Origin of the sequence: Mucilaginibacter sp. PPCGB 2223 (assembly GCF_001705515.1) — a bacterium.
GTDB lineage: Bacteria > Bacteroidota > Bacteroidia > Sphingobacteriales > Sphingobacteriaceae > Mucilaginibacter.
The window spans coordinates 1170003-1183287 of the sequence record NZ_MDJS01000001.1; the positions used below are offsets into that span (position 1 = coordinate 1170003).

The 13285-nt window shown below is 44.4% G+C and carries 11 protein-coding genes; 4 read left to right on the plus strand and 7 right to left on the minus strand.

From position 1 onward, the window contains the following. Window positions 1–4: 4 nt before the first annotated feature. The 4 genes from rpiA to BEL04_RS05035 form a co-directional block, all read right to left on the minus strand. Entirely contained in the window at window positions 5–712 is a 708-nt protein-coding gene (gene rpiA, locus BEL04_RS05020) for a ribose 5-phosphate isomerase A (RefSeq protein WP_066000856.1), read from the minus strand. A 78-nt stretch (window positions 713–790) separates the two neighbouring features. Continuing rightward, window positions 791–2794 (minus strand): transketolase, encoded by a 2004-nt coding sequence (gene tkt, locus BEL04_RS05025; RefSeq protein WP_066000863.1) that lies wholly within the window; start codon window positions 2792–2794, stop codon window positions 791–793. 19 nt (window positions 2795–2813) lie between these two features. Then, window positions 2814–3563 carry an ROK family protein gene (locus BEL04_RS05030; RefSeq protein WP_066000865.1) on the minus strand — a complete coding sequence of 250 codons (750 nt, stop codon included), beginning with the start codon at window positions 3561–3563 and terminating at the stop codon, window positions 2814–2816. Between the two features lie 387 nt (window positions 3564–3950). After that, the gene (locus tag BEL04_RS05035) at window positions 3951–6884 is read right to left on the minus strand and encodes a pitrilysin family protein (RefSeq protein ID WP_066000868.1); all 2934 of its coding nucleotides are present in this window, start codon (window positions 6882–6884) and stop codon (window positions 3951–3953) included. A 166-nt stretch (window positions 6885–7050) separates the two neighbouring features. Between BEL04_RS05035 and argH the strand changes: the two genes are divergently transcribed. The 4 genes from argH to BEL04_RS05055 all read left to right on the plus strand — a co-directional run bounded on the left by argH (window position 7051) and on the right by BEL04_RS05055 (window position 10456). Continuing rightward, the gene (argH, locus tag BEL04_RS05040) at window positions 7051–8385 is read left to right on the plus strand and encodes an argininosuccinate lyase (RefSeq protein ID WP_066000869.1); all 1335 of its coding nucleotides are present in this window, start codon (window positions 7051–7053) and stop codon (window positions 8383–8385) included. Between the two features lie 112 nt (window positions 8386–8497). Beyond that, window positions 8498–8698 (plus strand): YwbE family protein, encoded by a 201-nt coding sequence (locus BEL04_RS05045; protein ID WP_066000870.1) that lies wholly within the window; start codon window positions 8498–8500, stop codon window positions 8696–8698. Beyond that, window positions 8699–9400 carry a DUF1345 domain-containing protein gene (locus BEL04_RS05050; RefSeq protein WP_066000871.1) on the plus strand — a complete coding sequence of 234 codons (702 nt, stop codon included), beginning with the start codon at window positions 8699–8701 and terminating at the stop codon, window positions 9398–9400. Between the two features lie 75 nt (window positions 9401–9475). After that, on the plus strand, window positions 9476–10456 hold the full coding sequence (locus BEL04_RS05055; protein ID WP_066000873.1) for a hypothetical protein: 981 nt from the start codon (window positions 9476–9478) through the stop codon (window positions 10454–10456). Window positions 10457–10459: 3 nt separating this feature from the next. On the opposite strand, the gene BEL04_RS05060 is transcribed toward BEL04_RS05055, so the two are convergent. From BEL04_RS05060 to BEL04_RS05070, 3 genes are all read right to left on the minus strand, one after another. After that, window positions 10460–11377, minus strand: coding sequence for a DUF72 domain-containing protein (locus BEL04_RS05060; RefSeq protein WP_066000875.1), 918 nt, complete (start codon window positions 11375–11377; stop codon window positions 10460–10462). A 94-nt stretch (window positions 11378–11471) separates the two neighbouring features. Then, on the minus strand, window positions 11472–12770 hold the full coding sequence (locus BEL04_RS05065) for an MFS transporter (protein ID WP_139112996.1): 1299 nt from the start codon (window positions 12768–12770) through the stop codon (window positions 11472–11474). An 81-nt stretch (window positions 12771–12851) separates the two neighbouring features. Further along, window positions 12852–13268 carry a BLUF domain-containing protein gene (locus BEL04_RS05070; protein WP_175403999.1) on the minus strand — a complete coding sequence of 139 codons (417 nt, stop codon included), beginning with the start codon at window positions 13266–13268 and terminating at the stop codon, window positions 12852–12854. Window positions 13269–13285: the final 17 nt, after the last annotated feature.

Consider the following 13285-nt stretch of genomic DNA (forward strand, 5'->3'; position numbering starts at 1 on the left):
TAATTTAATTATTTGCCGCCAGAATAATCTCCAGTTCGTACCCGATAAAAAGCCCGCTTTCAATAACGCCTGTTATCGATTTTATATCCTTCTCGAGGGTTTTGCCAACCTCATCAAAATAACAATCGAGTATCAGGTTGTTGTTTTCGGTGATGATCGCTCCGTCTTTTCCCTTTGCCGGCCTTAATACAATGCTGTTGGCGCCTAATTGTTTCAGTTCGTGCTCAACATGCAGTAAAGCCTGAGGAAAAACCTCTATCGGCACGGGGAAGTTGGTATTCAGCTTTTTCACCACCTTCGATTCGTCGACTATGATGTAATTTTTAGCGCTCGAACTGATCAGCAGCTTTTCCTTGAACATCGCCCCGCCCCTGCCTTTGATCAGACTGTTGTCCGGGTCAACTTCATCGGCACCATCGAACAGCCAATCGGGTTTATGCTCAAACAGGGTTGTTAATGGGATGCCCAGTTTACTGCAAAACATCGATATTTCTAATGATGTAGGTATGCCTTTTACGTTCAGCTTTTCCCTCTTTATCTTATCGGCTATAGCTAACAGTGCTACATAAACCGTCGAACCCGAACCAATACCAATTACATCGCCATCTTTTACCTTATCAACTATCTGTGCAGCAACTTTTTGCTTGCCGCTGATGTTGATGATCTCGGATGACCACTCGAGGTTACTGATTAAACTGTTTTGCCAATGCATTTTGTTTAGATAAAAGATGAAAGGAACAAGGAGCAAAGATCTTTTAATCCTTATTCCTTGATCCTTAAATCCTTGTTCCTACAACAGAGTCTTCGCTTTACTTACCACGTTATCAACCGTAAAGCCAAAGTGCTTATACAACTCCTCAGCCGGTGCCGATTCGCCAAAACCCGGCATGGTTACGGTATCGCCTTCGTCGGTAATGTATTTATGCCAGCCTAACGCCGAACCTGCCTCAATAGCCAAACGTTTTTTGAGTTTTTTAGGCAGTACGCTTTCTTTATAAGCGGCACTTTGTTGCTCGAATAATTCCCAAGATGGCATGCTTACTACACGCGACGCAATGCCCTCTTCTTTCAGTTTGGCCTGTGCTTTCAGAGCCAGGTCAACTTCCGAACCTGTGGCAATTAAAATCAATTGGGCGTCCTTATCGTCGGATAACACATAAGCGCCTTTAACCAGTTCGGTAGCTTTTCCGTATTTATCCTGATCTAAAATTGGTAAGCCCTGGCGGGTAAGCACCAAACAAACCGGGCCCCCTACATGCTCTAACGCAACTTTCCACGCCTGTACGGTTTCATTGGCATCGGCTGGGCGAATAACCAGGTTATTCGGGATAGAACGTAATGATATCAGTTGTTCAACCGGCTGGTGGGTAGTTCCGTCCTCGCCTAAACCGATACTATCGTGTGTGTACACAAATATCGGGCGGATTTTCATAATCGCTGCCAAACGGATGGGCGGGCGCATATATTCGGAGAACATGAGGAACGTAGCGCCAAACGGAATAATACCCGGTGTTAAAGCCATACCGTTTACAGCACCGCCCATAGCATGTTCGCGGATACCGAAGTGGAAATTGCGGCCCGCACGGTTCTCGAAGGTAAACGAATCAAACTCTTTTAAATGGGTTTCGGTTGATGGCGCTAAATCGGCCGCTCCACCTATTAAACCCGGAATCTTGGATGCGATAGCATTCAGCACCTTACCCGAAGCCTGGCGCGTGGCCATTTTACCTGCGTCGGCTTTAAACTCCGGTAAAGAAGCTTCCCAGCCTTTTGGCAGGTCGCCGCTGGCGGCTAATTCGTACTGAGCGGCCAGTTCAGGGAACTTAGTCTTATAATCGGCAAAAAGCTTGTTCCATTTTTCTTCTTTTTCGATACCTTTCGCGCCGATTTCGTGGTAATATTTTAAAACTTCCGGATCTACATCGAACGATTTTTCAGGATCGAATCCAAAGAATTTTTTAACCAGCTTAATTTCATCAGCGCCCAGTGGCGAACCGTGTGAGCCCGCAGTACCCGATTTGTTCGGACTACCGTAAGCGATCAACGACCGAACACGGATAAATGATGGTTTTTGTTTTTCGGCTTTGGCATTGGTTATGGCTTGCTGTAACGCGTGTACATCGTTAACATCGTCAACATGCTGTACGTGCCAGCCATAAGCTTCAAAACGTTTTTCAACATCTTCATTAAATGCAAGGTCGGTACTGCCTTCAATCGATATCTTGTTGTCATCGTACAAATAAATCAGGTTACCCAGCTCCAAATGCCCGGCTAACGAGGCGGCTTCCGATGCTACACCCTCCATCATGTCACCATCGCTGCAAATAGCATAAACATGGTAATCAAAAAGATCGAAACCTGGTTTGTTATAAGTTGCAGCAAGGTATTTTTGAGCGATAGCAAAACCAACACCATTTGATACACCTGCGCCCAGCGGGCCGGTAGTGACATCAACACCCGGACACAGACCATACTCGGGGTGGCCGGCGGTTTTGCTGTTCATCTGGCGAAAGTTCTTGATATCATCCAAACTAACATCGTACCCGGTTAAATACAGGATACTGTATTGCAGCATACAGGCATGCCCTGCCGACAGGATAAACCTGTCGCGGTTTGCCCAGTGGGTGTTTTTGGGGTTATAGTTTAAAAACTGTGTCCAAAGCACGTGTGCCATTGGCGCCAAAGCCATTGCGGTACCCGGGTGACCGGAGTTTGCTTTTTGAACCGCATCTGCCGATAATACCCTGATAGTATCTATACCTTGTTCTTCGATGCTTTTTGTTGTTGTACTCATTGCTTAATGTTATAGTTGATTATTTCTTTTTTACTGATGTGATTAAATGTTCGCGGGTGTCTTCTTTCCAAAGCCGCGCCCCTCCTTTTATGCCGTCGCGGTTTGACGTAAGTTTAATATTGCCCTCCAGTTTGAAGTTTATTTTCCGGGCGTTTCCACCGCCAATATATAAGGTATCGTAATTAAAAACAGTTTTTAAAATCCCGATAACTGTTTTAACCCGCTTATTCCATTTTACGTCGCCTTCTTTCTCCAAAGCCTTTTCGCCTATGTAGTCATCATAATTTTTGCCTTTGCGAATGGGAAGCTGTGATAACTCGAGATGTGGCAGCAAAAAACCGTCGGACAGCAACGCCGTACCAAAGCCGGTACCCAGTGTTACCACCATTTCAAAACCCTTACCGTCTACTACTCCAAGGCCTTGCATATCGGCATCGTTAACCACGCGCGTGGGTTTACCTAATGCTTTTTCGAGCGCACCGGCCAGATCGAATCCTTTAAAAGCATCGGTACCCAGGTTGGGCGCTGTAAAAATCACGCCGTTTTTAACATAACCCGGAAAGCCGACCGAAACCTTATCGTAAGCCGGAAATACCTTGATCAGTTGTTGAATAACCTCGACCAACTGCTTTGGTTTTGGAGACGGCGGCGTAGCGATTTTTTCATAATCCATCAGTAAAGCGCCTTCATGATCAAGGATCGTTGCCTTTACATGCGATCCGCCAATGTCAACGGAGAGTATTTTATCGCCCGAAGATGATTCTTTCATAGATTTTTATTTGCCGCTGCGCTATGGGCTCCAAACGTTTATTAATTACAATCCCGCCCGTCTTATGTTTCGGGTTATACCGTATTTAAAGCAGGGCCTAAAATTAGCGCTTTAATTTTAATAATGCAATCGGTTGCAGAGAATATCTTTCGAAATTTTATCTCGATCGAATTCAGTTGTTAACCACTTCAAAGCTATTATTTAATACCAAAAAGCCGAAAAATATCTTGGATTTTTACCAAACACCCGTGGAATCTTCCTGATTTTCTTGTTATCCTATCTAATTAATAGGCTAATATAGGGCGTTTGTTTGATTTTTTATGATATATACAATAAAAAACCCCGATTTCTGTCGGGGTTTTTCTGTTTTTACGCTTTTTTCGAAGTTTAATACCCAAATATCTCTTTCAGACTCAATTTTTTCAACTCGCCGTACTTTTTCAGATCATCGTCACTTACGCGTTTTTCGGAAGCAACAACGCAATAGGTGTAGGGCTTGTCCTTTAATTCTTTATCATGGAACTTTTTGATATCCTCAAAGCCCATTTTATCTATTGCATCAAAGGTGTTTTTCCGGATATCGTAATTAACGCCAAGGCGCTTTGCAGCTAAATAGTTAAACAATATGCCGTCCTGCGTTATGCGTTCGGTCTCTAACGATTTACGGATATTATCTTTAGCCGAAGTAACAATCTTTTGCGATTCGGGCAGATCGGTCAATAACTCGTTCATGCTCTTAATCGCCTCATTAAACTTATCGGCCTGTGTACCTACGTAAGCCTGTATAACGTAACGATCATCCTTTTTTACCGGTTGACTATAAAATGCATAGGTCGAGTAAGCCAGCGCTTTTGACTCGCGGATGGTTTGGAAAACAACAGCGTTCATCCCTCCCCCATAGTAGTTGTTAAACAGCTCAACCGATGGCGTCATGTCGGAAGTATAACTGTCAGAATTCCTGATCCAGTCGATCTCGGCCTGTACCATATCATAATTGGCAAAAAGTACCTGCGGTTTTTCCTGGTTAACTTTTGTAAAAACCTGTGCCTGCGGGTAAGGTTTAAAGCTTGCCGGTATTTTGTGCAGCGGTTTTAGAGCAACAGCAGCCTGCTGAGCGGTTAACGGGCCGTAATACAACACCGTGTGATTATAGTTAACCAGATCGTGCAGGATAGCGACCAGGTCATCGGCTTTGACAGCGTCGAGCTCTGCATCCGACAATACGTTATTGAACGGGTTTTTCTCGCCATACATGGCATAGCTTACCAAACCTTGCATAATAGAGCCTTTGTTCAGTTTCGCGTTTTCGCGCGATTTTTTTAACCGAACTTTTAAGCTTGCCAATACTGCTTCATCTGGTTTACAGTTGGCAATCAGGTCTTCATATAAAGCAACGGTTTTTGCAAAATTCTCCTGCAGACCATTCATGCTGATGGTCGTAACTTCGCCGGTTGTCGAGGTGTTGAAACCTGATGCCAATTTATAGAACTGCTTGCTTACATCTTCCGAAGTCATTTTATCAGTACCTAAATACTGCAGATATTGCGCAGCAAGCGAGAACAGTTTGTTGTTCCAACTACCCATATTATAACGGTAATACAATCTGAAAATACTGTTATCTTTATTTTGAACAGATAACAGATCAACACTACCTATTTTTGCCTTTTGAATATCCTTATCATAATCGAGCCAAACAGGTTTTACATTGTTAGCCGGTATATCGTTCACCATTTTCAAAAACGGCGATTGTGCTTCGCGGTTCACCTCAACAGGTGTAATATGCGGTTTATCAACTTTAACAATGTTTTTGTCTTCGCCCTGGTGCTTGTAAACAATAACGTAGTTGTTATCATTCAGCGTTTTATTGGCATAGGCTACAATCTGCGCCTTGGTTACTTTCGAAAGGTCGCTTACATTAGCTACGTCCCGCCGCCAATCCACCCCGGTAACAAAATCATTCATCAGGTTGTTTGCACGCGATGTATAGCTTTCGTTTTGCTGTATCACGCTCTTCTTAAAATTATTGATGATCGAAGCCAGCAGATCGTCAGAGAACTCGCCTTTTCGCAATTTGTCGAGTTCGGCAAGCAGCAAGGCCTTTACATCATCAAGAGATTGCCCCTTTATTGGCTGACCGGTAAGGGTTAATACGCTATAATCTTTGTTGATATCCGCTCCTGCCCTCGCGCTCAACAATTTTTGTTTTTTAGTAAGATCCAAGTCGATCAGACCGGCTTTCCCGTTCGACAGGATCTGGCTAACTAAAGTTAGCATATCCGCATCATGAGTGGGCGCACCGCCAAAACGGAAGCCTATAGTCAGGTTCTCCGGATTCGGGCCATAAACATCGCGTTGTATAGGCGAGGTTATCGGTTTCTCCGGTGTAAAGGTATAAGGCGGGACAGGCTTTGCTTTCATATACGCAAATTTCTGATCGATCTTTTTGATCATCACATCCGGGTTAAAATCGCCCGACATGATCACGCCCATATTGTTCGGAACATAATAGGTATAATAGTAATTGCGGATATGATTCAATGATGGATTTTTTAAATGCTCAACTGTACCGATGGTAGTTTGCTTACCATAGTTATTGTTAGGGAATATGGCAGCATACAGGCTTTCAAACACCTTTTCGCCGTCGTTATCCAAACCGCGGTTCTTTTCTTCGTATACTGCTTCGAGCTCGGTATGAAAGAGCCTTAAAACAGGCTTCCTGAAACGTTCGGCCTGCAGGGTTAAATACTTATCTACTGCTGATGAGGGTATATCGTCGGTATAAACGGTTTCCTCAAGCGATGTAAAAGCATTGGTTCCCTGGCCGCCCATCGAAGCCATCATCTTATCATACTCGTTTGCGATGGCAAATTTTGCTGCCTTGCCCGAAACCTCGTCAATTTGTGCATAAATGGCACGCCTTTTAGCGGTATCGGTAGTTGAGTTATATTGCTCGTACAGGGCATCTATCTGGTCGAGCAGGGGTTTTTCTTTAGCCCAGTCGAGCGATCCATATTTATCCGTCCCCTTGAACATCATGTGCTCCAGGTAGTGCGCTAAACCTGTATGATCCGACGGGTCGGTTTTACTCCCGGCTTTAACCGCCACATAGCATTGTATGCGCGGCTCTTTGGCTGTAGGGCTCAACATCACCGTTAAACCATTTTTTAAAACATAAAACCTGGAGTGTGTCGGGTCGCCGCTTACATACTTGTAAGTGTACCCTCCTGATGTGGCAGTCTTCCATACGAAGCCTGTTTTTTGGGCCATGACGGTAACGCTCAGGCTCAATAATACTGCTGCGAATAAGTATTTAATTTTCATAATGAGGAGTTAAGAGTTCTAATATATTAAATAGAATTGAATACTAAAATCATAGTTGCAAGTTCGGAATATTTATGACGATTTGAGGAAGGTTTACCTTACAGTATTTAAATATATTCCTGTCGCGCCGCTTACCCAAATAAATTATTTATAGCATCTTTGCAACATGAGCAAATTATGGCAAAAAACTACCAGTGTAGATCAACTGGTGGAAAGCTTTACCGTTGGCCGCGACCGTGAGTTTGACGAGCAAATGGCCGCATTTGATGTACTGGGCTCGCTGGCACATACGCAAATGCTGCAAAAGGTTGGCTTACTGGATAAGCAGGACCTGGATATTGTACAAAAAGAACTAAAAAACATTTATGCCGATATAGCCAAAGGCGATTTTAAGATTGAGCCGGAAGTTGAGGATATCCACTCGCAGGTTGAGCTGTTGCTTACGCGCCGCATCGGCGAAGCAGGTAAAAAGATTCATAGCGGCCGCTCACGCAACGATCAGGTTCTGGTTGATCTGAAACTATTCTTCCGCCACGAGTTACAGGAAGTTGTGACATCCGTACAAACCTTGTTCGATCTGCTCATCAGCTTAAGCGAAAAGCATAAAAACGTTTTACTGCCTGGCTATACGCATTTGCAGATCGCCATGCCGTCATCATTCGGTTTATGGTTTGGCGCTTACGCCGAAAGTTTGGTCGACGACCTGGAGATGGTGCTGGCGGCTTATCATATCACCAATAAAAATCCGTTGGGATCGGCAGCAGGGTATGGTTCTTCTTTCCCGCTCGATCGTGCTTTAACAACAAAACTATTAGGCTTTGAGAGCCTTAACTATAATGTAGTTTACGCACAAATGGGCCGTGGCAAAACCGAGCGCATTATTGCGCAGGCTTTGTCGTCCATCGCTGCAACGCTTGGTAAAATGGCTATGGACCAGTGCTTATATCTAAGTCAGAACTTCGCCTTTGTGAGCTATCCCGAAAACCTCACCACCGGTTCGAGCATTATGCCGCACAAAAAAAACCCCGATGTTTGGGAAATTATGCGCGGCCGTTGCAACCGCCTGCAGGCATTGCCCACCGATGTGGCCATGATGACCACCAACCTGCCATCGGGTTACCATCGCGAACTGCAATTGTTAAAGGAGTTGCTTTTCCCGGCTTTCGCCGATATCAAAAACTGCCTGCACATGGCAACGTTTATGCTGGAGCACATTGAAGTAAAAAACAACATCTTAGACGACCCGAAATATGCATACCTGTTCAGTGTTGAAGAGGTTAACCGCCTGGTATTGAACGGTACGCCTTTCCGCGATGCGTACAAGCAGGTTGGCCTGGCTATTGAAAAGGGCGAATTTAAACCTGATCACCACATTAACCATACCCACGAGGGCAGCATCGGGAATTTAGGTAACGAGCAGATATCGAAAGCCATGCAGCAAATAGTAGGGCAATTTAATTTTGAGAAGGTTGAACAGGCTGTTAATGAATTAGTACGATAAAATAAAGACCAAGCGTCATTGTGCGAGGCACGAAGCAATCCCCGACTTACAGAGCCGCTCTGCATAGCATAGAGATCGCTTAGTGCCTCGCAATCACGAAATAAATAAACCTATGAACGGACAAAACCGCAACGATATTTATCCCGGCCTGGAAGTTGATATCATTTTAAAGAAAGATCAGCGCAGCGGCAAGCGTACCCGCGGGTTTGTAAAAGATCTGCTTACGAGCGCTTCTTTCCACTCGCGCGGGATAAAGGTACGACTGGAAGACGGGCAGGTAGGCCGTGTTATCGAAATTATCGGCGAAGATTAAATGACCAAAACAAAGGAAACCAGGGGCCCCGGCCTGTTAATGCGTTTGGATGCGCATCACCGCCTGATGATATCGTTAGGCGTTACTGCCATTGTGGTAGCGCTACTGTGGAATAAAGTATCTGTTCCGGCATTGATCATGTTATCATGGGGAAGTTGCGCTTTAATGATCATTATACTTTGCTGGGCTATCATTTTGACAGCACATCCGCGCGAAATGCGGCAGATAGCCCGCTTGCGCGATTCGAACCGCTTTATTGTTCTGCTTTTCGTGATCGTGGCTTCATGCGTCAGCCTGTTCGCGGTTTTATTTTTATTGCTTAACCACGGCAAGGACGCCCAGCACGCTCACGTTACCAAACATGTCCTCATGTCTATCGGCTCGGTAGTGGTATCGTGGTTGATGCTGCACACCGTATTTACAATGAGCTACGCCCATATGTACTATACCCTGACGCCCGAAGCTGACGATCCTAAAGATGCCGTTATCGGCGGCCTCCAGTTTCCGGAAGAGAAGAATCCGGATTATCTCGATTTTGTGTATTTCTCGTTTGTAATCGGCATGACTTTCCAGGTATCCGACGTGGAAATATCATCCCGCGCTATCCGCCGGCTGGCGTTGCTGCATGCGTTGATATCCTTTGCATTTAATACCGCTATCGTTGCTTTGAGTATTAATGTGATTTCGGGGTTGATTGGATAATTTATCTTCTATAACCGGTGATTTTAATTATAATTGTCGTTAGTTATATTATACTAATTAAATTTATTTGACGCTATGATTAAACGCTACGCCCTTCTCCTGCTGTTATTGTTCTTCATCCACATAAAAACACAAGCTCAGGTTACCATTTTAGATACCAAAAAAATCGATCGCATTAAAAATGGTGTTACTTATGTACTGGTAAACAGGTTGGATTTCTATGGTGCAAAAAAATATATGGAGGTTCTTAAGAAGAGCTGGACACTAACAAAGGAGCTGCGTTTCATGGCGGTTGACGATTTTAGTAAGAATCTGTCGCCCGATGATAGCTTTTTAAGTTTACAAGCGACATTGATACGGATGCCTGTGGGCGCAACCTACTCAGAAAGCCTTAATTATTACCTGGCATTTTGGACCTGTGACCCTGCTTACTTTAAGAAGGACAGGGAGCTCAAACTATCGGATGAGGAAATGATCGCAAAGATCGCCATATCCGTCGATCCTAAAGCGATAGTTGATGTGCCAGATTTCCGCCGCAATGCCAATAGCGTAAAACAAATCCTCGGTAGCATGGACTTTGATGGCAACAACCTGCTGTTTAATTGGGGGCCTGGCATGGTTAAAAACTACCTACAGCAAATGACGAGGCTGTTATTAGCCGGTAAAAAAATGAGCCTTGGTGATAACATAACCAACCCTGCCGAACTCGCAAAACTATCTACTGAAACGCTTTTTGTACCCAACACGGCGCTCATCAAGTTCAGGATCTTTTTCCCCGGAAAGAGCAACGAAGACAAGGAAGAAAATGACGCCGGCAGCATATTTGAAAAGTATGCCTACAATTATAAGGTACTGCTACAGGACGAATTGGACAAAAAAATTATTGAAAGCGACAAACCTTTTTTTTACCTTCTATTTATAAAAGATAGCACAAACAAACTGGTGTGCGTCATCAATTCGCAAACGGGCGAAACCGTTTATTACAAAGGCACATCTATTTCTTACAACTTAAAATCAGGCGATCTCAAAGATTTGTCTAAAGAAATCAGCAAGTAATTCTTAATCAAATAACCCTTTGTCCTTCTCAATAAAATGCGGGCGCATGATATTCAAGCCCAGCTCTTTATTCAATTCTTTAACCACATAATCCGCTAACTCGGGCGAGTAGCGCTCATCGTGCTGGTGCATAAAAAACCAAACGGATTGTAAACCCTTTAAATGCCACTGTTTGATGCGCTGTACCCACTCGTCGCAACGCGAATAATCAGTCGGGTGCAAGCTGTTGCCCACAAAACGGATAAAGGCATGGGGTGTGGGCAATTCCATGTGCACGCAATCGCGCCTGCCCGATGCATCGGTAATTACAGCGCCTATGCCCAGCTCTTTCAGCATACCGAAAAGCTCATCGCGGAAAGCTGTATTCGCAAACCACTCTTTATGGCGCACCTCAACGAAAACGGGCACATCCTTTGGCAGGTCGGCCAGGTATACTTTTAACTCGGGTAAGCTTTTGGGCGTATAATTATCGCTCAACTGTAAAAATAAAGGGCCAAGCAGATCGCCAAAGGCCATAATGCCTTTGTAGAATTGCGTGGTGACCTCGTGAGCGCCTTTTAACCTTTTGATATGCGTAATACTTTGTGAGAATTTGGGACAAAACTTGAAATGTGGATTGGGTAAAGCCTTTTCTTTCCACTTCCCGATGGTCGATTCGGGATAAATATTATAAAAGGTCGCGTTCAATTCGATACTATCAAAATGCTTTACGTATTCATCTAAAAAGTTGGCCTCTTTGGTTTTTTCGGGGTAAATTTTGCCCAGCCACTCCTTACGCCCCCACTTTGCACAGCCCACGTGCACTTCGAGCTGCTTTTTATGCCCGGCGGCTTTTAACGTGCCGGTAGTCAGTTCAGGGTCGGCAGGCAAGGTAAAATCAACCATTGCCAGCTCTTCGGGTGTAACACGTCCAAATTCCATAGTATTTTATTTAGTTAGATTTGCGATGTGAGATATTACATTTGAGATAACGACTGATTATTCTGTCTCAATACTCACGTCTAATATCTCAGATCTATTCTTCCATCTTTGAGTATTTCTTCGTATCGCCCATAAAAGCATATACAAATAACGATGCAAAGATACAGCCGGTAACATACCAGTAAAACCAGTCGGCATGGCCGTGTTCTTTAAACGATAAAGCGATATACTCGGCGCTGCCGCCAAATAATGATACCGCGATGGCGTAGGGAAAGCCTACGCCTAGCGCCCGAACATTTACCGGGAAGAGCTCGGCTTTAACTACCGCGTTGATGGCTGTATACAATGTGGTAATGAGCAATGCTATCAGAATAAGCGCAAGGGCCATCCAAAAATCGTGCGTTTTACCTAAAGTGGTCATGATGGGATAAGTTGTAATCGTACCTAATACGCCAAAAGCTATCAGCAGGGGCTTACGCCCTACTTTATCCGACAGTAATCCAAAAAGAGGCTGCGCCAGCATAAACACAAACAAAGTTAAGGCTGATATCAAGGTTGCTTCATCCTTACTAAATTTGGATGTATTAACGAGGAACTTTTGCATGTAAGTGCTGAATGTGTAAAACGCAACCGTACCTCCCATGGTTAAACCGATAACCAACAGCACAGCTTTGGGATGTTCAAATAATGCTTCGATAGTGCCACGGGTTTTACCGGGTGTTGTTTCTCTGGTAAAAGATTCCGTCTCTGTTAAGCTACGCCTTAAATACATGGCCGATACTGCCAGCACGGCACCAATGGCAAACGGTATGCGCCATCCCCAGGCGTGCAATTGTGCCTGGGTTAAAAAGCATCGTTGTAAAAGCACCAATACGCCAAGCGCCAATAATTGGCCCATAATTAAGGTAACATACTGAAAACTCGAATAATAACCTCTATGCTTTTTGGTAGCCATTTCGCTAAGATAAGTGGCGCTGGTACCATATTCGCCGCCCACGCTTATACCCTGCAATATACGGGCAAGTACCAGTACCAGCGGCGCTAAAATCCCTATCTGATTATACGAGGGTATAACCGCGATCAGTAACGAGCCTGCGCTCATGAGCAATACAGAAAAGGTCAATGCTGCTTTTCGCCCTTTACGGTCGGCATAAGTGCCCATCAACCAGCCGCCTACAGGCCGCATTAAAAAACCGATGGCAAATATGCCCGCGGTGTTCAGCAGTTGCGCCGTTTCGTTTTTCTCGGGGAAGAAAGCGCCTGCAAAATAGAGTGAAAACGCCGAATAGATATACCAATCGTACCACTCGACCAGGTTACCTATCGAGCCGCCAAATATGGATTTGAGCCTGTGGGCAGATTTTTCGGAGGATGTTGGATTAGGATCGGTCATATCAGATCGCATAACCGAAAGTAGCATTTTAATTTTTAAATGCTTAGCAGTTTATCAATGTATCCTTAAATTTAACAAGGGTTAATATTGCAGGTTGTGCTGCGCGAAGGTTTTTAACAGGTTAACAGCCGGGTGCTTCTGATCGTGATCTGTTAAAAAATCCCAGCGGAATGGATCAACAAAACCGTTGATATGCGAAAACTCTTCGGATGCCGGTTTAAACCCCATCGACCAATCATGAAATGTCCGGCAGTCTTCCTTACCGCTTTTTAATTTGATCACACATTTCTGGATGTCATCAGATTGCAGGTCTTCAAACACCCGCTCCAATTGCTCTTCCTCTCCCTCCAGCGCCTGAAAAAAGGTACCCTTACTGTACAGCATCATACCGGTAATACCGCTACTGATGTATTGATAACGGGTATCTTCCAGCAGTTTTTTCAAATCATCGGCACTCAGCATCCGCGATGACGCGCTCACATAAATCAGGTAATTCATATCCATGTATTTATATA

Coding starts and splice junctions, on each gene's coding strand:
- rpiA (WP_066000856.1), bottom strand. CDS start 712: ATGCATTGGCAAAACAGTTTAATCAGTAACCTCGAGTGGTCATCCGAG.
- tkt (WP_066000863.1), bottom strand. CDS start 2,794: ATGAGTACAACAACAAAAAGCATCGAAGAACAAGGTATAGATACTATC.
- BEL04_RS05030 (WP_066000865.1), bottom strand. CDS start 3,563: ATGAAAGAATCATCTTCGGGCGATAAAATACTCTCCGTTGACATTGGC.
- BEL04_RS05035 (WP_066000868.1), bottom strand. CDS start 6,884: ATGAAAATTAAATACTTATTCGCAGCAGTATTATTGAGCCTGAGCGTT.
- argH (WP_066000869.1), top strand. CDS start 7,051: ATGAGCAAATTATGGCAAAAAACTACCAGTGTAGATCAACTGGTGGAA.
- BEL04_RS05045 (WP_066000870.1), top strand. CDS start 8,498: ATGAACGGACAAAACCGCAACGATATTTATCCCGGCCTGGAAGTTGAT.
- BEL04_RS05050 (WP_066000871.1), top strand. CDS start 8,699: ATGACCAAAACAAAGGAAACCAGGGGCCCCGGCCTGTTAATGCGTTTG.
- BEL04_RS05055 (WP_066000873.1), top strand. CDS start 9,476: ATGATTAAACGCTACGCCCTTCTCCTGCTGTTATTGTTCTTCATCCAC.
- BEL04_RS05060 (WP_066000875.1), bottom strand. CDS start 11,377: ATGGAATTTGGACGTGTTACACCCGAAGAGCTGGCAATGGTTGATTTT.
- BEL04_RS05065 (WP_139112996.1), bottom strand. CDS start 12,770: ATGACCGATCCTAATCCAACATCCTCCGAAAAATCTGCCCACAGGCTC.
- BEL04_RS05070 (WP_175403999.1), bottom strand. CDS start 13,268: ATGAATTACCTGATTTATGTGAGCGCGTCATCGCGGATGCTGAGTGCC.